This is a genomic window from Streptomyces sp. NPDC058678 (assembly GCF_042714835.1).
GTDB lineage: Bacteria > Actinomycetota > Actinomycetes > Streptomycetales > Streptomycetaceae > Streptomyces.
This window is the reverse complement of sequence record NZ_JBHXSG010000009.1, coordinates 1-20,533: the sequence shown is the minus strand read 5'-3', so window position 1 is coordinate 20,533 and position 20,533 is coordinate 1. Positions and strand designations below refer to the sequence as shown.

Annotated in this window: 17 protein-coding genes; 10 read left to right on the top strand and 7 right to left on the bottom strand. The window is 70.2% G+C overall.

Translation table 11 applies throughout. The features are described 5' to 3' along the window. The first annotated feature begins 427 nt into the window (after positions 1–427). Entirely contained in the window at positions 428–1,261 is an 834-nt protein-coding gene (locus tag ACFWWR_RS11345; protein ID WP_383864658.1) for an HAD family hydrolase, read from the top strand. A 357-nt stretch (positions 1,262–1,618) separates the two neighbouring features. Here ACFWWR_RS11345 and ACFWWR_RS11340 read toward each other — a convergent pair whose 3' ends face one another. Continuing rightward, a complete protein-coding gene (locus tag ACFWWR_RS11340; protein ID WP_383864661.1) occupies positions 1,619–2,443 on the bottom strand; it encodes an oxidoreductase in 825 nt (274 codons plus the stop codon). Positions 2,444–2,544: 101 nt separating this feature from the next. Here ACFWWR_RS11340 and ACFWWR_RS11335 point away from each other — a divergent pair, with 101 nt between their 5' ends. Continuing rightward, positions 2,545–3,525, top strand: a complete 981-nt coding sequence (locus ACFWWR_RS11335) for an ATP-binding protein (RefSeq protein WP_383864664.1) — start codon at positions 2,545–2,547, stop codon at positions 3,523–3,525. Between the two features lie 65 nt (positions 3,526–3,590). Here ACFWWR_RS11335 and ACFWWR_RS11330 read toward each other — a convergent pair whose 3' ends face one another. Then, entirely contained in the window at positions 3,591–4,871 is a 1,281-nt protein-coding gene (locus tag ACFWWR_RS11330; RefSeq protein WP_384302949.1) for a hypothetical protein, read from the bottom strand. A gap of 309 nt (positions 4,872–5,180) precedes the next feature. Here ACFWWR_RS11330 and ACFWWR_RS11325 point away from each other — a divergent pair, with 309 nt between their 5' ends. The 6 genes from ACFWWR_RS11325 to ACFWWR_RS11300 all read left to right on the top strand — a co-directional run bounded on the left by ACFWWR_RS11325 (position 5,181) and on the right by ACFWWR_RS11300 (position 13,642). Further along, the gene (locus ACFWWR_RS11325) at positions 5,181–7,583 is read left to right on the top strand and encodes a bifunctional SulP family inorganic anion transporter/carbonic anhydrase (protein WP_384302947.1); all 2,403 of its coding nucleotides are present in this window, start codon (positions 5,181–5,183) and stop codon (positions 7,581–7,583) included. Positions 7,584–8,245: 662 nt separating this feature from the next. Continuing rightward, positions 8,246–10,207, top strand: coding sequence for an acetate--CoA ligase (gene acs / locus ACFWWR_RS11320; RefSeq protein WP_384302945.1), 1,962 nt, complete (start codon positions 8,246–8,248; stop codon positions 10,205–10,207). Positions 10,208–10,375: 168 nt separating this feature from the next. Then, complete coding sequence (nhaA, locus tag ACFWWR_RS11315) at positions 10,376–11,812, top strand: Na+/H+ antiporter NhaA (protein WP_383864676.1); 1,437 nt, start codon at positions 10,376–10,378, stop codon at positions 11,810–11,812. Positions 11,813–11,888: 76 nt separating this feature from the next. After that, complete coding sequence (locus ACFWWR_RS11310; protein WP_383864679.1) at positions 11,889–12,383, top strand: phage holin family protein; 495 nt, start codon at positions 11,889–11,891, stop codon at positions 12,381–12,383. Beyond that, on the top strand, positions 12,380–13,318 hold the full coding sequence (locus ACFWWR_RS11305) for an alpha/beta fold hydrolase (protein ID WP_384302943.1): 939 nt from the start codon (positions 12,380–12,382) through the stop codon (positions 13,316–13,318). The genes ACFWWR_RS11310 and ACFWWR_RS11305 overlap by 4 nt, the downstream gene beginning before the upstream one ends. Before the next feature lie 141 nt (positions 13,319–13,459). Then, a complete protein-coding gene (locus ACFWWR_RS11300) occupies positions 13,460–13,642 on the top strand; it encodes a hypothetical protein (protein ID WP_384302941.1) in 183 nt (60 codons plus the stop codon). A gap of 50 nt (positions 13,643–13,692) precedes the next feature. Here the strand turns inward: ACFWWR_RS11300 and ACFWWR_RS11295 are convergent, their stop codons facing one another. The 3 genes from ACFWWR_RS11295 to nth form a co-directional block, all read right to left on the bottom strand. Then, positions 13,693–14,892 (bottom strand): MarP family serine protease, encoded by a 1,200-nt coding sequence (locus ACFWWR_RS11295; RefSeq protein ID WP_384302939.1) that lies wholly within the window; start codon positions 14,890–14,892, stop codon positions 13,693–13,695. Between the two features lie 48 nt (positions 14,893–14,940). Then, complete coding sequence (locus tag ACFWWR_RS11290) at positions 14,941–15,642, bottom strand: NUDIX hydrolase (RefSeq protein WP_383864691.1); 702 nt, start codon at positions 15,640–15,642, stop codon at positions 14,941–14,943. Positions 15,643–15,730: 88 nt separating this feature from the next. Then, on the bottom strand, positions 15,731–16,639 hold the full coding sequence (gene nth / locus ACFWWR_RS11285; protein ID WP_383864694.1) for an endonuclease III: 909 nt from the start codon (positions 16,637–16,639) through the stop codon (positions 15,731–15,733). Between the two features lie 252 nt (positions 16,640–16,891). Here nth and ACFWWR_RS11280 point away from each other — a divergent pair, with 252 nt between their 5' ends. Together ACFWWR_RS11280 and ACFWWR_RS11275 are read left to right on the top strand one after the other, a co-directional pair. Beyond that, a complete protein-coding gene (locus ACFWWR_RS11280; RefSeq protein WP_030043265.1) occupies positions 16,892–17,566 on the top strand; it encodes a Crp/Fnr family transcriptional regulator in 675 nt (224 codons plus the stop codon). 126 nt (positions 17,567–17,692) lie between these two features. Then, positions 17,693–18,532 (top strand): nucleotidyltransferase domain-containing protein, encoded by an 840-nt coding sequence (locus ACFWWR_RS11275; RefSeq protein WP_384302937.1) that lies wholly within the window; start codon positions 17,693–17,695, stop codon positions 18,530–18,532. Here the strand turns inward: ACFWWR_RS11275 and ACFWWR_RS11270 are convergent. Further along, the gene (locus ACFWWR_RS11270; protein WP_383864700.1) at positions 18,529–19,359 is read right to left on the bottom strand and encodes an MBL fold metallo-hydrolase; all 831 of its coding nucleotides are present in this window, start codon (positions 19,357–19,359) and stop codon (positions 18,529–18,531) included. The two genes, ACFWWR_RS11275 and ACFWWR_RS11270, sit on opposite strands and share 4 nt — an antisense overlap. Continuing rightward, a complete protein-coding gene (locus ACFWWR_RS11265; RefSeq protein ID WP_383864702.1) occupies positions 19,356–20,237 on the bottom strand; it encodes an NUDIX hydrolase in 882 nt (293 codons plus the stop codon). Before ACFWWR_RS11265 ends, ACFWWR_RS11270 begins: the two co-directional genes overlap by 4 nt. Positions 20,238–20,533: the final 296 nt, after the last annotated feature.

The window sequence follows — 20,533 nt, the reverse complement described above, 5'->3', positions numbered from 1 at the left end:
GCCGGGCGCCTGGGAATCACGGTGCAGGGATCCCGGAAATCTTGTGGATCTTGGTCGATAACTGTGGACAACTCAACGGCTGTGAATATCGCCGTCACCCAAACCGGTGACCGCTGTACCACCCGCTGTGCGACTTCCGCAGAGCAGCGCAACGGCTACACAGAGTGACGGATCACGGGCATGCGGAAGAGGCGGCCACAGCCGCCTCGACACGGCCCTGCAGCCGCTACTGAAGGGGAAAAACCCACCCGGACATGCGACGACCCCCGCCGGGGGGGAGAGCGGGGGTCGTCTCCACGGCCGACTCGGGGGGGGAGGAGTCGGACCGGGTTAGCACGGTCGCGAACGATCCGTGACTTCCATGGTGTACCCGAGAGCCCTCTCAGGCAAACCCACACGCCCACCTTACGCCGAATGGGCTGCGCCTATGCTCATGGTTGTGGAAAACCACTCCTTGCCCCGCACAGCGGCCTTCTTTGACCTGGACAAGACGGTCATTGCGAAGTCGAGCACGCTCACCTTCAGCAAGTCCTTCTACCAAGGCGGGCTGATCAACCGCAGGGCCGCCTTGCGTACCGCATATGCCCAGTTCGTCTTCCTGGTGGGTGGCATGGACCACGACCAGATGGAGCGGACGCGCGAGTACCTGTCCGCGCTCGTGCGCGGCTGGAACGTCCAGCAGGTCAAGGAGATCGTCGCCGAGACGCTCCACGAGCTGATCGACCCGATCATCTACGACGAGGCCGCCTCCCTCATCGAAGAGCACCACACCGCCGGACGTGACGTCGTCATCGTGTCCACGTCGGGCGCCGAGGTGGTCGAGCCGATCGGCGAGATGCTCGGCGCGGACCGCGTCGTGGCCACCCGCATGGTGGTGGGCGACGACGGCTGCTTCACCGGAGAGGTGGAGTACTACGCGTACGGTCCGACGAAGGCCGAGGCGATCAAGGAACTGGCCGAGTCCGAGGGGTACGACCTCGCGGGCTGCTACGCCTACAGCGACTCGGCGACCGACCTGCCGATGCTGCAGTCCGTCGGTCACGCGCACGCGGTGAATCCCGACCGCGCACTGCGCCGCGAGGCACTCGCGCGCGGGTGGCCGATTCTGGATTTCCACCGCCCGGTCCGGCTCAAGAAGCGGCTCCCCGCCTTCTCCGTGCCGCCCCGTCCGGCGCTCGTCGCGGTCGCGGCGGTAGGCGCCGCGGCGGCCACCGCCGGCCTCGTCTGGTACGCCAGCCGACGCCGTGCGACTCCGGCCTGACCATGCCAGCACCTGCTTAATGTCTCTTTGATCCTAAAAGTAAAGAAGTGCTGCCCGGGCTTCCGCTTGCTCCGGTCCAGGAGTACAAAGGGGTTAACGGCCCGCGAGACCAAGGACATCCGAAAGGATCACCTTAAGAACGCAATTTGGCCCCACGGACCGAGCATGGACACCGGGCACCCACGCGACGTCGACCCGTCGATTACGGGCCAGCCGCACCAGGGACGGGCAAAGTTCCCGACCTGATGGGTAACATTCGAGGACGCTTGGTACCCCGGTGGACATGCCAGCGGCGGTACGAATTCTCGTACCGCCGCAACCCTTTTCCCGGATTTCCCGGGGCTTTCCAGGGACTTCCTACGCGGCTCCGCGCTGCAGTGCCTCGCACACAGCCGTCGACTCGCGGGCCCCCAGTTCGACCGCCCGGCCACAGTGGGCGATCCAGGCGGCCATGCCCTCCGGAGTGCCGGAGACATAGCCGTCCAGCGCCGCCACGTAGGCCGCGCGGCCCAGTTCGGCGTGACCGACCTCCGCCGGGCAGACGGACTTCGGGTCCAGGCCGCTGCCGACCAGGACGATGCGTTCGGCCGCGCGCGCCACCAGACCGTTGTGGGAGACGAAGGGGCGCAGGGCGAGGAGTTCGCCGTGGACGACGGCCGCAGTGACCAGAGCGGGTGCCGAACCTCCCGCGATGACCAGCTCGGAGAGCCCCTCGAGGCGGCCGGAGACCTCGCCCGCGCTCGGCAGCGGCAGCTCGATGAGCGGCTCGTCGACCGACTCGCCCGCTTGACGCGGTCGCCCGACCTCGTCGCCAGTGGTCGCCGCGGCCACCAGGTGCAGCCGGGCCAGCACCCGCAGCGGCGACTGCCGCCAGATGGACAGCAGTTGCCCCGCCTCGGCGGTCAGCCGCAGGGCGCCGCCCATGACGCGCGCCTCGTCGTCGCCGCTGAAGTCGGTGCGTCGGCGCACCTCCTCCAGGGCCCAGTCCGCGCCGGACAGCGCCCCCGAGCCGCGCGCGCCGCGCAGGGCGGCCTCGGAGGTGATCTCGTTGCTGCGGCGTCGCATGACCCGGTGTCCGTAGACCCGGTCCACGGCCTTGCGCATGGATTCCACGGACTCGGCCACACCGGGCAGCGAGCCCAGGGCAGCGAGCGGATCGGCGGTCGCCCCTGACGTACTCATAAGTACGACCCTACGCAGCCTGGGCGCCCACCCCACGAAGGAGTGGTCTTCTTCACGCACACCTGCCACGTACAGCTACTGCACCACTACGCTTGGTGAACATGAAAATTGCTTTCGTCGGGAAGGGCGGCAGCGGCAAGACCACCCTGTCCTCCCTCTTCATCCGCCACCTCGTGGCCACCGGGGCGCCGGTCGTCGCCGTCGACGCCGACATCAACCAGCACCTGGGGCCGGCCCTCGGCCTGGACGAGGCGGAGGCGGCCGCGCTGCCCGCGATGGGTGAGCGGCTGCCGCTGATCAAGGACTACCTGCGCGGCTCCAACCCCCGCATCGCCTCGACCGAGACGATGATCAAGACGACCCCGCCCGGCGAGGGCTCACGGCTGCTGCGGGTGCGCGAGGACAACCCGGTGTACGACGCTTGCGCCCGGCCGGTGGAACTCGACGACGGCGCCGTCCGTTTGATGGTCACCGGCCCCTTCACGGACGCCGACCTGGGGGTCGCCTGCTACCACTCCAAGACCGGAGCGGTGGAGCTGTGCCTGAACCACCTCGTCGACGGCCCCGACGAGTACGTCGTGGTGGACATGACGGCAGGCTCGGACTCCTTCGCCTCCGGCATGTTCACCCGCTTCGACATCACGTTCCTCGTCGCCGAACCGACCCGGAAGGGGGTCTCCGTCTATCGCCAGTACAAGGAGTACGCCCGTGACTTCGGCGTCACCCTGAAGGTCGTCGGCAACAAGGTGCAGGGCGACGACGATCTCGATTTCCTGCGCGCCGAGGTCGGGGACGACCTGCTCGTGACGGTGGGGCATTCGGACTGGGTGCGCGCATTGGAGAAGGGCCGGCCGCCCCGCTTCGAGCTGCTTGAGGACGCCAACCGCCGCGCCCTGAGCCGGTTGCGGTCGGCCGCCGACGCGACGTACGAACTGCGCGACTGGGAGCGCTACACGCGCCAGATGGTGCACTTCCACTTGAAGAACGCCCAGACCTGGGGCAACGAGCGCACCGGGGCCGACCTGGCAGCGCAGGTCGACCCCTCCTTCGTCCTCGGTGAGAGTGTCGTGGCAACCGCCTGACCACCACTGCCGAACCGCCCACTACTGCCGAGCCGCCTGACCACCACTGCCGAACCGTCCGACGACTACTGCCGCTTGGCCGTCGGCGCCCCCGGCACGCCCTTGGGGGCCGGGGCCGGGCGGCCGCCCGACAGGAAGGACGCCCAGCTCTGCTTCGGGGCCTCGCCGACCGTCAGGGAGCGCAGTTTCTCGAGCGTCTTCGGGTCCTGGGCGTCCAGCCAGTCGGCGAGCTGCCGGAAGGACACGCAGCGCACGTCGGACTTGTTGCAGACCCGCTCGATGACCTCCTCGACGGCCCGCATGTAGGTGCCGCCGTTCCAGGACTCGAAGTGGTTGCCGATGATCAGGGGCGCGCGGTTGCCGTCGTAGGCCCGATGGAAGCCTTCGAGAAGACCGTCGCGCATCTGGTCGCCCCAGAAGTCGTGCTTGGCGGGGTCACCTTGGGTCCTGGTACCCGACTGGTTGACCATGAAGTTGTAGTCCATCGTCAGCTGCTCGTAGGAGTGCCCAGGGAACGGCACGAGCTGCATCGACAGGTCCCACAGGCCTTCCTTCTTCTTCGGCCAGACCTGGTCGTTGACACCGCTGGTGTCGTAGCGGAAGCCCAGTTCGCGGGCGGCCTTCATGAAGTTCTTCTGGCCCTCCAGGCAGGGCGTGCGGGCGCCGATGAGCTCCTTGTCGTAGTCGAAGGGCAGTGAGGCGGCGTCCTTCAGGCCGGCATTGGTCTTCCAGGACTTCACGAAGTGCTTCGCCTGGGCGATCTCGTCCTTCCAGTCCTCCACCGACCATTCGCCGACCCCGCCGCCGCTGCCGCAGAAGTGGCCGTTGAAGTGGGTGCCGATCTCGTTGCCCTCCAGCCACGCCATGCGCAGCTGCTTCGCGGTCTCGGCGATGCCCTGCTCGTCGTTGAAGCCGATGTCGGAGCGGCCCGGGGAGTGCTGTGGTGGTCTGTACAGGTCGCGCTTCTCCTCCGGCAGCATGTACACGCCGCTGAGGAAGTACGTCATCGTCGCGTTGTTCGCCTTGGCGACCTTGCGGAAGTGGGAGAACAGTTTCTGGCCGTCCTCGCCAGCACCGTCCCAGGAGAACACCACGAACTGCGGGGGCTTCTGACCCGGCTTGAGGCGTTCGGGTCTGGGCAGGTGGGGTTGCGGTCCGGTGTACGAGGTGGAGCCGTCGCCGATCAGGCGGACCACGCTCTTGGGCGGCGCCTGGACCGGCTTCGCCTTCTGCGGCCCCGGCGCTGCCTCCTCGGAACCGTCGGTGCCGATCGTGCAGCCGGCGAGGGACGCGGCGCAGACCGCGGCGACCACGGCGCCCGCGGCGATCCTCTGGGTGGCGGCCATGATCCGCTCACCTTCTTCCTTCTCTCGGGCCGACGCCGGTGAGGGCGTGTTGTGGCCGCCAAGCTCGCACGGGACCGAGAAGGAATTAGTACGACAAGCCGATCAAAGGGCTGCTTCACTCCCCTGAGTTACCTATTCACCCATTTGCCTGGAAAAACTATGCTCGCCCTTTACTCTGCATTACGATCCATTTACTGAGCGTTGATTCATCCCGCCGCTGCACGCCGTGACCCACGGCCGCCGACCCGACCCCCCGCCATCGGGGGACCACCAGATCGCGACCGCGCTGCCCCGGAGGAGACGGGAAATATGTCAGCCTGCGTCCCCACTCGCGCCGCCGACTCGACTCGGCCGAAGAGCACCCGCCCACCCCACAGCCCGCCGCCGTCCCCGTCCCGTCGCTTCCGAGTCGCGGGCGCCGACGTGTCGGCCTCGATCGCGGTCTTCCTGATCGCCCTGCCCCTGTCCCTGGGCATCGCCCTCGCGACCGGCGCGCCCCTGCAGGCCGGACTCGTCGCCGCCGCTGTCGGAGGCATCGTCGCCGGCCGGCTCGGCGGCGCCCCGCTCCAGGTCAGCGGCCCGGCTGCCGGGCTCACCGTGGTCACCGCCGACCTCATCCAGCGCTACGGCTGGCGGACGACCTGCGCCATCACCGTCCTGGCGGGCCTCGCCCAACTCGGCCTCGGCTGCCTGCGCGTGGCCCGCGGTGCCCTCGCCGTCAGCCCCGCGATCGTGCACGGCATGCTCGCCGGCATCGGCATCACCATCGCCGTCGCCCAGTTGCACATCGTTCTCGGCGGCACCCCGCAGAGTTCCGTCCTCGACAATCTGCGTGCGCTGCCCGCCCAGTTGGCGGGCCTGCATCCGGCCGCCGTGTCGGTGAGCGCGCTGACCCTGGTCCTGCTCCTGCTCTGGCCCCGGATTCCCGGCCGGGCAGGGCGCCTGCTGCGCAGGATCCCGGCCGCGCTCGTCGCCGTCGCCGGGGCCACCGCCGCCGCCTCGCTCGCCGGGCTCACCCTGCCCAAGGTCGACCTGCCGTCCTGGCGCAGCCACGCCCTGGCCGGACTTCCCGAAGGGCCGATGCTCGGCCTGGTCGCCGCCGTGCTCACCACCACGCTGGTGTGCAGTGTGCAGTCGTTGCTCGGCGCGGTCGCCGTCGACAAGCTGGTGGCCGGCCGCCCCGGCCTGCCCGCCGGCGTCGGTCGATCCGACCTGAACCGCGAACTGCTCGGGCAGGGCGCCGCCAACATCGTCTCCGGTTCGCTCGGCGGACTGCCGGTCGCGGGCGTCGCCGTGCGCAGTTCGGCGAACGTCCAAGCCGGCGCCGTCAGCCGGAACTCCACGATGTTGCACGGCGTTCTCGTAGTAGCCGCCGCACTGCTGATGGTCCCGATCCTGGAGCTCATCCCGCTCGCCTCGCTCGCCGCCCTGGTGATGGCCGTCGGCATCCAGATGGTGTCCCTGCACCACATCCGCACGGTGACCCGCCACCGAGAAGTGCCGGTGTACGCCGTCACCACACTCGGCGTGGTCCTCCTCGGCGTCCTGGAGGGCGTCACACTCGGCATCGCCGTGGCTGTCGCCGTGGCCCTGCACCGCCTCACGCGCACCCACATCACGCACGAGGAGAAGGAAGGAGTCCATCACGTACACGTACGAGGACAACTGACCTTCCTCGCGGTGCCCCGGCTCAGCCGGACCTTGCATCTCGTGCCCCAAGGCGCGCGGGTCGTCGTGGAGTTGGGCGGGTCGTTCATGGACCACGCGGCGTACGAGTCACTGCAGGACTGGCAGAACACGCACACCGCGCGGGGTGGCTCCGTCGAGCTCACCGGCCGCCGCGCCGGGGTCCGGACCGGCGAGCCCTCAAGCGCGGCCGACCTCCGCGCCGAGGCCGCCGACGACGAGCCGACCACCGGCGCCGGCTGCCGCTGTCGCCCGTGGACGCCCTGGCGCAACCACCAGTGCGACCGCCCGCAGGCTCCGCCACCCCACGACGGGCGAACAGGAAGAGCCGGCGCACCCGGCACGCCCGGTGGGGCGAGCGGGCACGATCTGGCGCGTGGCATCAGCGCGTTCCAGCGCCACACGGCACCGCACGTGCGGGGTGAGCTGGCCCGGCTGGCGCGTGAGGGCCAGCGGCCGTCGCAGCTCTTCCTCACCTGTGCCGACTCACGCCTCGTCACGTCGATGATCACCTCCAGTGGTCCGGGCGACCTCTTCGTGGTGCGCAACGTGGGCAACCTCGTTCCGCTGCCCGGCCAGGAGAGCGGCGACGACTCGGTGGCGGCCGCGATCGAGTACGCGGTGGACGTGCTGAAGGTGCGCTCCATCACGGTGTGCGGGCACTCCGGATGCGGGGCGATGCAGGCGCTGCTCAACTCCGAACCCGGGGGCGCCCAGACGCCGCTCAAGCGGTGGCTGCGGCACGGGCTGCCGAGCCTGGAGCGCATGGCCGATGACGACCGGCCGTGGCCCCGGCTGGCCGGACGGGAGCCCGCCGACGCGGTCGAGCAGCTCTGTCTGACCAACGTCGTCCAGCAGTTGGAGCATCTGTCCGCCCACGAGTCGGTGGCGCGGGCCCTGCGGGAAGGGGCGCTGGAACTGCACGGGATGTACTTCCACGTGGGAGAGGCCCAGGCGTACCTGCTCACCGGAGCGGGCGCGGACGAGGTGTTCGACCATGTGCGGGCGGCGGATGTGCCGGTGTGACGCCGGGGCGCGTCGCGGGCGGGTGCACATCCGCCCGTCCGCGACGCGCCTGAGTAGCGGACTCCGGTTCGCAGGGGCTTGATCTCGACCTTGACGGCGCAGAAGGGCTCGCTCGACACCCCTGTGCCGTCCTTGCGGGTCATGTTCTCGATGCCCAGGGAATGGCCCGGACGCAGCGTGACCTGCCACTGGCGGGAAGACTCCGCCGGGGCGACGGCCCGGCGCCGAGGGCCACCGGCCGCCCGTGACCAGGCGGCGCCGTGCGGCGGAGGTGCGGGCCGAGCGAGCCGCCCCCCTCTGCCCCGTATCCCGCAGCCGGGTATCCCTCCGCCCGGTCTCCCGCCCCTCGATCTCCATGGCGCTTCACCCGCGCTCGGGCCGGAGTGTGAAAGGCGTTACAAGTGCTGAACTCTGCCTGGTCGTCGTCCGTGGGTACGGGTGACCCCGGCTGCCGAAACCGACGTACACCGGCGCACACCGACATGCACGCTGACACGCACGCCGCACGCACACACAGGTCTAAACCAATTTTCCGTCGACCCTTGTCACCGGACCCCCGGGTCTGATGAGCTGTGGCCTGGGACACAGCGGACAATCCTGAGAATGGGAGATGTCGTGAGCAACGAAAGCCTGGCCAACCTGCTGAGGAAGGAGAGGGAACAGTGAGCGAGAATCCTTCCCTCTCCAACCTGCTTCGTGAGGAGCGCAGGTTCGCGCCCCCAGCGGACCTGGCGGCCAACGCCAACGTCACCGCGGAGGCGTATGAGCAGGCCAAGGCTGACAGGCTCGGCTTCTGGGCCGAGCAGGCCCGTCGGCTGACCTGGGCCACCGAGCCGACCGAGACGCTGGACTGGTCGAACCCGCCGTTCGCCAAGTGGTTCAAGGACGGCGAGCTCAATGTGGCGTACAACTGCGTGGACCGGCATGTGGAGGCGGGCAACGGCGACCGGGTCGCCATCCACTTCGAGGGCGAGCCCGGCGACAGCCGCGCCATCACCTACGCCGAGCTCAAGGACGAGGTCTCCAAGGCCGCGAACGCCCTGCTGGAGCTGGGAGTTCAGAAGGGCGACCGGGTCGCCGTCTACATGCCGATGATTCCGGAGACGGCGATCGCGATGCTCGCGTGCGCCCGGATCGGCGCCGCGCACTCCGTCGTCTTCGGCGGCTTCTCGGCGGACGCCCTCGCGACCCGCATCCAGGACGCCGACGCCAAGGTCGTCATCACCACCGACGGCGGCTGGCGGCGCGGCAAGCCGTCGGCCCTCAAGCCGGCCGTCGACGACGCGGTCGCCCGCGTGGACAACGTCGAGCACGTCCTCGTCGTCCGCCGTACCGGCCAGGAGGTCGCCTGGAACGACGCGCACGACGTGTGGTGGCACGAGATCGTCGAGCGGCAGTCCGCCGAGCACACGCCGGAGGCGTTCAACGCCGAGCACCCGCTCTTCATCCTGTACACGTCCGGTACGACGGGTAAGCCGAAGGGCATCCTGCACACCTCCGGCGGCTACCTCACGCAGACCGCGTACACCCACCACGCCGTCTTCGACCTCAAGCCGGAGACCGACGTCTACTGGTGTACCGCGGACGTCGGCTGGGTCACCGGGCACTCGTACATCGTCTACGGCCCGCTGGCGAACGGCGCCACGCAGGTCATGTACGAGGGCACGCCCGACACCCCGCACCAGGGCCGGTTCTGGGAGATCGTGCAGAAGTACGGGGTGACCATCCTGTACACCGCGCCCACCGCGATCCGTACGTTCATGAAGTGGGGCGACGACATCCCCGCGAAGTTCGACCTGTCCTCGTTGCGGATCCTCGGCTCCGTGGGTGAGCCCATCAACCCCGAGGCCTGGATGTGGTACCGCAAGCACATCGGGGCCGACCGGACGCCCGTCGTCGACACCTGGTGGCAGACCGAGACCGGCGCGATGATGATCTCGCCGCTGCCCGGCGTGACGGCCACCAAGCCGGGCTCCGCGCAGACGCCGCTGCCGGGGATCTCCGCGACCGTCGTCGACGACGAGGCCCGGGAAGTGCCGAACGGCGGGGGCGGTTACCTCGTGCTCACCGAGCCGTGGCCGTCGATGCTGCGCACCATCTGGGGCGACGACCAGCGGTTCCTCGACACGTACTGGTCGCGGTTCGAGAGCAAGTACTTCGCCGGCGACGGCGCGAAGAAGGACGACGACGGCGACATCTGGCTGCTGGGCCGGGTGGACGACGTGATGCTCGTGTCGGGCCACAACATCTCCACCACCGAGGTCGAGTCGGCCCTCGTCTCCCACCCGTCGGTCGCCGAGGCGGCCGTCGTCGGCGCGGCGGACGAGACGACGGGTCAGGCGATCGTCGCCTTCGTGATCCTGCGCGGCACGGCGAACGCCGAGGACGAGAACCTCGTCGCCGACCTGCGCAACCACGTCGGCGCCACCCTCGGCCCGATCGCCAAGCCGAAGCGGATCCTGCCGGTGGCCGAGCTGCCGAAGACCCGCTCCGGCAAGATCATGCGCCGCCTGCTGCGGGACGTCGCCGAGAACCGCCAGCTCGGTGACGTGACCACCCTGACGGACTCCACCGTCATGGACCTCATCCAGAGGAAGCTCCCGGCCGCTCCCAGCGAGGACTGAGCTCGGCCATCAGGGGCACCCGGCGACGAGCGCGCCGGGTGCCCTTTTCACACCTAACGTAGGGATCGCCGGATTCCTCCTCGCGCACTTTGGATAGGCTGAAGGAACAGGTGCGCCGGGAAGTCTGGTCGGCAAGTGCTCCATGCTGCCCACCGACCGGAGGCCCCCGTGACCGCGCCCCGCCCCACCGCCCCGCGTAAGGCCCTCGGCCGGCTCTCCCTGCCCGAGCGGACCTTCGTCGCGGACGCGCTGCGTGCCGAGACCGTCGGCGGTGTCCTGCTGCTCGTCTCCGCGGTCGCCGCGCTGGTCTGGGCGAACGTCCCGGCGATACACGACAGCTACGAGAGCGTCAGCCACTTTCACCTCGGCCCCGCGGCCCTCGGCCTGGACCTGTCGATCGAGCACTGGGCGGCCGACGGACTCCTCGCGATCTTCTTCTTCGTCGCCGGCATCGAGCTCAAGCGCGAACTGGTCGCCGGTGACCTCAAGGACCCCAAGGCGGCAGCGCTGCCCGTCGTGGCGGCCCTGTGCGGGATGGCCGTACCGGCGCTCGTCTACACGCTCACCAACGTCACCGGCGGCGGCTCGCTCCAGGGCTGGGCGGTGCCCACCGCCACCGACATCGCCTTCGCGCTCGCCGTGCTCGCCGTCATCGGCACGTCCCTGCCGAGCGCCCTGCGCGCGTTCCTGCTCACCCTCGCCGTGGTCGACGACCTCTTCGCGATCCTGATCATCGCGGTCTTCTTCACCGACAGCATCGACTTCGCCGCGCTCGGCGGCGCCGTCGTCGGCCTGGCCGTCTTCTGGCTGCTGCTGCGCAAGGGCGTACGCGGCTGGTACGTGTACGTCCCGCTCGCGCTCGTCATCTGGGCGCTGATGTACAACAGCGGCGTCCACGCCACCATCGCGGGCGTCGCGATGGGCCTGATGCTGCGCTGCACAACCCGCGAGGGTGAGAAGCAATCCCCCGGCGAGCACATCGAACATCTCGTACGTCCACTCTCGGCCGGGTTGGCCGTGCCGCTGTTCGCCCTGTTCAGCGCGGGTGTCTCGCTCTCCGGGGGCGCGCTGGGCGACGTGTTCACCAAGCCGGAGACGCTCGGCGTGGTCCTCGGTCTGGTCGTCGGCAAGGCCCTCGGTATCTTCGGCGGGACCTGGCTGACGGCCCGCTTCACCCGGGCCTCGCTCAGCGACGACCTCGAGTGGGCCGACGTGTTCGCGGTGGCGACCCTGGCGGGCATCGGGTTCACCGTGTCGCTGCTCATCGGCGAGCTGGCCTTCGGCGGCGACGCGACACTGACGGACGAGGTCAAGGCCGCCGTACTCATGGGATCGGTCATCGCGGCCCTGCTGGCGACCGTGCTGCTGAAGATACGGAACGCCAAGTACCGGCGACTGTGCGAGGCCGAGGAGCGCGACGACGACCTCGACGGGATCCCGGACATCTACGAGGAGGACGATCCGGAGTACCACCTGCGGATGGCCGCGATCTACGACCGCAAGGCCGCCGAGCACCGCCGGATCGCCGAAGTGAAGGCCGCCGAGCGCCACGCGCTTGCCGAAGTGGCGGGCGGGGCAGGCGATGAGCACGGTCGTCCGGCATGATCTGACGGGACGGCACAAAAGGACCGTTCCCAGTCAGGCACATCAGTCAGGCACACAGCAGAAAAGGGAGAACGCGATGAGCGCACCCGACGGCAGCCCGGTCGGCGCCGAACGCAGCATCGGCCAGCTGTTCGCCTCGGCGACGACCGAGATGTCCGCGCTGGTGCACGACGAGATCGCGCTGGCGAAGGCGCAGCTGAAGCGGGACGTGAAGCGCGGCGCCACGAGCGGCGGCGCGTTCACGGTGGCCGGGGCCATCCTGGTCTTCTCACTGCCCATGCTGAACTTCGCGCTGGCGTACGGCATCCGCACCTGGACCGACTGGAACCTCGCGGTCTGCTTCCTGCTCTCCTTCGCGGCGAACGTGCTCGTCGCGCTCGTCCTCGCCCTGATCGGCGTCGTCTTCGCGAAGAAGGCCAAGAAGGGCAAGGGCCCGCAGAAGGTCGCCGCCTCCATGAAGGAGTCGGCGGGCGTGCTGCAGAACGCCAAGCCGCACCCCCGCCCGGCGGCCCTGGAGGACGGGCTCCCGGACGCCAGGGCCATCGAGGCTGTGGCACGCTCATCCTCATGACGGATCCCGCGACACCCTCGTCCCAGCCGGCCTCGGTCGTACGACCGGACGGCCCCTGGACGCACCGGGAGGTCGCCGCCAACGGCGCGCGCTTCCACATCGCGGAGATGGGCGACGGGCCGCTGGTGCTGCTGCTGCACGGCTTCCCCCAGTTCTGGTGGACCTGGCGGCACCAGCTGCCCGCCCTCGCCGACGCCGGCTTCCGGGCCGTCGCCATGGACCTGCGCGGTGTCGGCGGCAGCGACCGCACCCCGCGGGGCTACGACCCGGCCAACCTCGCCCTCGACATCACCGGCGTGATCCGCTCCCTCGGCGAGCCGGACGCCGCGCTGGTCGGCCACGACCTGGGCGGCTACCTGGCGTGGACGGCGGCCGCGATGCGCCCGAAGCTCGTACGGCGGCTCGCGGTCGCCTCGATGCCGCACCCCCGGCGCTGGCGCTCGGCGATGCTGTCGGACGTCAAGCAGACGACCGCGGGCTCCTACATCTGGGGGTTCCAGCGGCCGTGGATCCCGGAGCGGCAGCTCACCGCCGACGACGGCGCGCTCGTCGCCCGTCTCATCCGGGACTGGTCGGGTCCGGGCCTGCCGGACGACGACGCGGTGGAGACGTACCGCCGTGCGATCTGCATCCCCTCCACCGCGCACTGCTCGATCGAGCCGTACCGCTGGATGGTGCGGTCGATGGCGCGTCCCGACGGCATCCAGTTCAACCGGCGGATGAAGCGGCCGGTGCGAGTACCGACCCTCCACCTGCACGGCTCGCTCGACCCCGTGATGCGGACGCGGAGCGCGGCCGGCTCCGGCGAGTACGTCGAAGCGCCGTACCGCTGGCGGCTGTTCGACGGGCTGGGGCACTTCCCGCACGAGGAGGATCCGGTGGCGTTCTCCACCGAGCTCATCAACTGGCTGAAGGATCCCGAACCCGATCGGTGACCGTGCCGATGCGCCCGGTATCCGGACCCGGACGTCCGGGCCTGAACACGTGTCCTACGAACGGCCACTTGCCCGGCGCATAGGCCAATTGGGGGGCCTGGGGGCGGTTATCGACCTTGAGGCAGGGGCACACGTCGGGGTATGGGCTGGACGCACGACTACAGTGACGCAGCACGCAATCGACGCTCGGGCAGCGGCCTGAGCTCCCACCAACGAGGCGGTCCCCCGCAAATGGCGGGCACGGACCTGAGGGTGGGCATTCCGCGCATTCTGCGTCGCCGAGCCCGCTGGGTCTCGGTACGCCTGCGTCATCCGCGAGGCTGACGCCCCCCTTTTTTCTGCACCCGGGCTCGGGTTCTCCCGAAACCCCGGGTTCAGAGCGCGCAGCTGTCGCTGTCCACCTGCTGGTTCGCGATGCGCCCCTTGGTGATGTCCTCCTGGATCTCGTCCGCGGTGAGCGCGTACCCGGTGTCGGCGTCGTCGAGGGACTTCGCGAAGACCACGCCGTACACCTTGCCTTCGGGGGTGAGCAGCGGGCCTCCGGAGTTGCCCTGGCGGACGGTCGCGAACAGCGAGTACACGTCGCGGCGCACGGTGCTGCGGTGGTAGATGTCCGGGCCGCTGGCCGTGAGGCGCCCGCGCACGCGCGCGGCACGGACGTCGTACGCCCCGTTCTCCGGGAAGCCGGCGACGATCGCGCCGTCCCCGCTGCTCGCGTCCCCGGTCGTGAACTTCAGCGCGGGTGCGCTCAGGTCCGGCACGTCGAGTACGGCGATGTCACGCTCCCAGTCGTACAGGACGACCGTCGCGTCGTACTTCTTGCCCTCGCCGCCTATCTGGACGGTGGGCTCGTCGACGCCGCCGACGACATGCGCATTGGTCATGACGCGGCGCCGGCCGAAGACGAAGCCGGTGCCCTCCAGGACTTTGCCGCAACTCTGGGCGGTGCCCATGACCTTGACGATGGAGCGCTGCGCGCGGGTGGCGACGGCGCTGTTGGCGAGGGCCGGGTCCGGGGGCCGGACCTCCTTGATCGGTTCGTCGGAGAACGGGCTGAAGACCTGCGGGAAGCCGTTCTGCGCGAGGACGGAGGTGAAGTCCTTGAACCAGGTGTCCGCCTGACTGGGCAGCGCCTCCGACACGCCCAGCAGCACCTTGGAGCTGCGGACCTCCTTGCCCAGCGTCGGCAGCGTGGTCTGCGCGAGGGCGGAGCCGATCAGCCAGGCGACCAGGAGCATCGCGACGACGTTGACGAGGGCCCCGCCGGTCGCGTCCAGGGCGCGGGCCGGCGACCAGGTGATGTACCGGCGCAGCTTGTTGCCGAGGTGGGTGGTCAGGGCCTGGCCGACGGAGGCGCAGACGATGACGACGACCACCGCGACGACGGCGGCGGTCGTACTGACCTCCGCGTTGTCGGTGAGCGCGTCCCAGACGACGGGCAACAGATACACGGCCACGAGACCGCCGCCGAGGAAGCCGATCACCGACAGGATGCCGACGACGAAGCCTTGGCGGTAGCCGACGATCGCGAACCAGACGGCGGCGAGCAGCAACAGGATGTCCAGCACGTTCACCGGTTCGAGCCTCGCCTCATCACTTTGCACAGCACGGCAGACACCCTGTCATGCGCGCCAGTCGAGAGGGACCTGCTTCTCGCGGTCCCAAGGCCGTTCCCAGCCCGAGAAGTGGAGCAGCCGGTCGATGATTCCCGCCGTGAACCCCCACACGAGGGCCGATTCGACCAGAAATGCCGGGCCTCGGTGGCCGCTGGGGTGCACGGTGGTGGCGCGGTTGCCGGGATCCGTGAGATCCGCCACGGGGACGGTGAAGACCCGCGCGGTCTCGTTCGGATCCACCACCCCCACCGGGCTCGGCTCGCGCCACCAGCCCAGCACCGGCGTCACGACGAAGCCGCTGACCGGGATGTACAGCTTGGGCAGCACGCCGAAGAGCTGGACGCCGGCCGGGTCGAGCCCGGTCTCCTCCTCGGCCTCGCGCAGGGCGGCCCGCAGGGGTCCGTCACCCTTCGGGTCGCCGTCCTCCGGATCGAGTGCGCCGCCGGGGAAGGAGGGCTGGCCGGCGTGGGACCGCAGCGAACTCGCCCGCTCCATGAGCAGCAGCTCGGGGCCACGCTCGCCGTCGCCGTCGCCGAAGAGGACCAGGACGGCGGACTGCCGCCCCGCGCCGTCCTTGGGCGGCAGGAAGCGGCTGAGCTGCAGCGGCTCGACCGTCTCCACCGCGTGCACCACCGGGTCGAGCCAGGCCGGCAGACCTTCCTTGCTGAGCGTCACCGAACCGCCCTGTGTGTTGCTCGCGCGCGTCATCGCCACCCCCGTCGTCCTGCTGGATCCAACGCCCGACGACCCCGAGATCGTTCCTGGGAACGTACCCACAGGCGGCCCCGAGGGCGTGTCATCCTGCCCCCAGCGGCGGCGCGGGTTTCCCGCCCGCGTCCAGATATGCCTGCGGGGGCTTCAGGCGCTGGCCGGGGAAGCCGCCCTTCTCGTACTTGAGGAGCTTCTGCGCCTTCTCCGGATCCGTCTCCCCCTCGCCGTACGCCGGGCAGAGCGGGGCGATGGGGCAGGCACCGCAGGCCGGCTTGCGGGCGTGGCAGATACGGCGGCCGTGGAAGATCACGTGGTGCGAGAGCATCGTCCACTCGCTCTTGGGAAAGAGCGCGCCGACGGCGGCCTCGATCTTCTCGGGCTCGGTCTGCTCGGTCCACTGCCAGCGCCGCACCAGCCGCTGGAAGTGCGTGTCCACAGTGATGCCGGGCCGTCCGAACGCGTTGCCCAGGACGACGAAGGCGGTCTTGCGGCCTACGCCGGGCAGCTTGACGAGGTCTTCGAGCCGCCCGGGGACCTCTCCCCCGAACTGCTCCACCAGGGCCTTCGACAGCCCTATCACCGACTTGGTCTTGGCCCGGAAGAATCCGGTCGGGCGCAGGATCTCCTCGACCTCCTCCGGGTTGGCCGCGGCCAGATCCTCCGGAGTGGGGTACTTGGCGAAGAGGGCGGGGGTCGTCTGGTTGACCCGGAGGTCGGTGGTCTGGGCGGACAGGACCGTGGCGAGGACCAACTGGAAGGGGTTGTCGAAGTCCAGCTCGGGGTGGGCGTACGGGTAGACCTCCGCGAGTTCGCGGTTGATGCGGCGGGCCCGGCGGACCAGGGCGGTACGCGACTCGCTCTTCTTCACCGGATTCGCCTTCACCGGTCCGGTCGGAGCCACCGCTTTCACCGCAACCTTCTTTGTCGCTTTTGCCGTTTTCTTTCCGCCGGCGGGGCCCTGTTCGCCCACGGCGGAATCTCGACGTACAACCACCCGCCCAGCCCCCTTGGCCTGTGCTCTCACCGGCGATTTGGACACCCGGCCAGCCTAGAGCCCGGCACTGACATCCCGCCCCGGACCCTGAGGATCAGCCCCCAATTGGACCCCTGCCGCTTACCCCGGGACACCTGTGCGGCATCCTTGTGACAGATCACACTGTTTGGACCGTCCGGCAAAATGGGGAACACGGACCCCTGGTACGCAGGGGAGCAAGATCCCCTGAGCAGGTCGACAAGGAGAGAACTCGTGGACGACGTTCTGCGGCGCAACCCGCTCTTCGCGGCGCTCGATGACGAGCAGTCCGCGGAACTGCGCGCCTCCATGAGTGAGGTGACCCTCGCACGTGGCGACTCCCTGTTCCACGAGGGCGACCCGGGCGACCGGCTCTACGTCGTCACCGAGGGCAAGGTGAAGCTCCACCGCACCTCCCCCGACGGCCGAGAGAACATGCTGGCCGTCGTCGGCCCCGGTGAGCTCATCGGCGAGCTGTCCCTCTTCGACCCGGGCCCGCGTACGGCGACCGCCACCGCGCTGACCGAGGTCAAGCTGCTGGGCCTCGGCCACGGCGACCTCCAGCCCTGGCTGAACGTCCGCCCCGAGGTGGCCACCGCCCTCCTGCGCGCCGTCGCCCGCCGCCTGCGGCGCACCAACGACGCCATGTCCGACCTGGTCTTCTCGGACGTCCCCGGCCGCGTGGCCCGCGCCCTTCTGGACCTCTCCCGCCGCTTCGGCGTGCAGTCTGAGGAGGGCATCCACGTCGTCCACGACCTCACGCAGGAGGAGCTGGCCCAGCTGGTCGGCGCGTCCCGCGAGACCGTGAACAAGGCGCTGGCCGACTTCGCGGGCCGCGGCTGGCTCCGCCTGGAGGCACGCGCCGTGATCCTCCTGGACGTGGAGCGGCTCGCCAAGCGCTCGCGCTAGACCCCAGGGCATACGACGACGGGCCCCGTCTCCTCTCTGGTGAGGCGGGGCCGTTGTCATGACCGCCGGGAGGCGCGCCCCGTAAATGAGCGGCTCGGGCCGCCCCCTTCACGGCACAGTGACCCCATGGCCGAAACCGCCCCACTCCCCGCCGAAGGGCAGCCGTCCCGAGGGCTCGACCCACAGGGCTTCATCGCCCGCGAGGGCTCCCTCGCACGCGTTCCGCACGCCTTCCGCCCCGTGGTCGCCGCTGCCCGCGACCGTCTACTGGACGCCTTCGGGGCCCGGCTGCACAGCGCGTACCTCTACGGGTCGATCCCGCGCGGCACCGCGCGCGTGGGGCGCAGTGACCTCGACCTGCTGATCGCGCTGCGCGCCGAGCCCACCGACGCCGACCGGGCCGACGCCCGCACCATCGACGAGACCCTCGACAAGGACTTCCCGCAGATCGACGGGGGCGGAACCCTACTGGTGAGCCGCGCTCGAGCGCTGAGCGACCTGGAGAGGTACGACCTGGGGTGGTTCATCGCCTGCCTCTGCACGCCGCTGCTCGGGGACGACCTCGCCGAGTACCTGCCGCGCTACCGGCCCGACTCACTGCTGGCCCGGGAGACCAACGGAGACCTCGCGCTGTTCCTGCGTCGCTGGCGTGAGCGGATCGCCGCCACCGCCGCCACCGACGAGGCCCGCCGCCCTCTCGTACGCTTCATGTCCCGGCACCTCGTCCGCACCGGATTCACGCTCGTCATGCCCCGCTGGAACGGCTGGACGAGCGACCTCAGGGAGATGGCGGAGGCGTTCGCCGCGTACTACCCCGAGCGGGCCGCACAGATGCGGTCGGCAGCCGTGCTCGGGTACGACCCGAGCGGCGACCCGGCCGTCCTGCGGTCGTACGTGGACGACCTGGGGCCGTGGCTCGACGAGGAGTACGCGCGCGTGCACGGCGTCAAAGCTCCCCGGCCCTAGATGAGCCCGTGCTCCTCCAGGTACTCCATCTGCGCCCGAACCGACAATTCCGCCGCCGGCCACAGGGAGCGCTCCACGTCGGCGTACACGTGGGCGACGACCTCGGAAGGCGTGCTGTAGCCGTTCTCCACGGCCGTCTCGACCTGGGCGAGGCGGTGGGCGCGGTGGGCGAGGTAGTACTCGACGACGCCCTGGGCGTCCTCCAGGACGGGCCCGTGGCCGGGAAGCACCGTGTGGACCCCGTCGTCGACCGTGAGCGACCTGAGGCGCCGCAGGGAGTCCAGGTAGTCGCCGAGGCGACCGTCCGGGTGCGCCACGACGGTCGTACCGCGGCCCAGGATCGTGTCACCGGTCAGGACCGCCTGATCGGCCGGGAGATGGAAGCACAGGGAGTCCGCGGTGTGCCCGGGAGTCGGGACGACCCTCAGCTCCAGGCCACCGACCCGGATCACGTCCCCGGCGCCCAGCCCTTCCTCCCCCAGCCGCAACGCCGGGTCCAGGGCGCGCACGTTCGTGCCGGTCAGCTCGGCGAAGCGGGCGGCGCCGGCCGCGTGGTCGGGATGGCCGTGGGTGAGGAGAGTGAGGGCGACGCGCTTGCCGGCCTTGTCCGCCAGGTCGACGACATTGCGCAGGTGGTCGTCGTCCAGCGGACCCGGATCGATCACGACGGCCAGCTCGGAGTCGGGCTCCGCCACGATCCAGGTATTGGTCCCGTCCAGGGTCATCGCGGACGGGTTCGGCGCGAGGACGTTGATGGCGCGCGGGGTGGCGGGACCGGACAGGACCGCGCCCCGTGGCTGGCCGGGAAGGGCTGCTGCGTCCGTCATGCGGGGGCTCCACCGGTCGGGAGGTCGGTCGGGATGTGCTTGGTGAACTCGTCGTGTCCCGGCCAGGACAGCACGATCTCGCCTTCCTCGAGGCGTGCCCGCGCCAGGACGGGCGTGAGATCACGCTCGGGGGCCGCGGCGAGTGCCTCGGAAGAGCTGCCGAACGCCACCAGCTGGCGCAGCGTCGCGATCGTGGGCGGCATCATCAGCAGCTCGCCCTTGTCGTACCCGCCTGCCGCGTCCCCCGGCCGGATCCAGACCGTGCGGTCGGCCTCAGTGGAGGCGTTGCGCGTGCGCTGGCCTTCCGGCAGGGCGGCGACGAAGAACCACGTGTCATAGCGCCGGGCTTCGAACTCAGGGGTGATCCAGCGCGTCCACGCACCCAGCAGATCCGAGCGCAGCACCAGTCCCCGCCGGTCCAAAAACTCGGCGAAGGACAGCTCACGGTCGACCAGGGCGGCCCGGTCCGCCTCCCAGTCCGCGCCCGTGGTGTCGCCGACCACGGACTCCGGGGCCGGGCCGGCGAGAAGGACGCCCGCCTCCTCGTACGTCTCCCTCACGGCCGCACAGACGATCGCCTGAGCCGAAGTCTCGTCCACGCCGAGCCTGTCCGCCCACCACGCGCGCGTGGGGCCCGCCCACCGGACGTGACGGTCGTCGTCACGGGGGTCCACACCGCCGCCCGGATACGCGTACGCACCTCCTGCGAACGCCATGGAGGCGCGCCTGCGCAGCATGTGCACGGCGATGCCGGCGTCGGTGTCCTTCAGAAGCATGACGGTGGCCGCCCGCTTGGGACCAACCGGCGTCAGCGTGCCATCCGCCAGGGCACGGATACGCTCGGGCCACTCCGGTGGATACCACTGCCCGTTTGCCATGGCCGGAGGCTATCTCCTGACGCGCGGATGTTCGAGAGCGACCAGCACCCCGGCGCCGGTACGAGCCCCTGCTGAGGGCTCCGCCCCCAGACCCCCAACCCATCCCCCCACCACCCGACTCGGTAGGTCGAGAGGTGGCCCCCCCGCCCGGCCGCGACCGGCGTCGCAAGGCGTACGCTCCCGCACCGGCGTACGGCGGCAAGGGGCCGTGTCGGGGGGTGTCCGCCCGCAGCGGTTGGCGCGTCAACACGAGCACCTCGAAAGGCAACCGATTCCGCGCCGTTCCGAGGACGGAC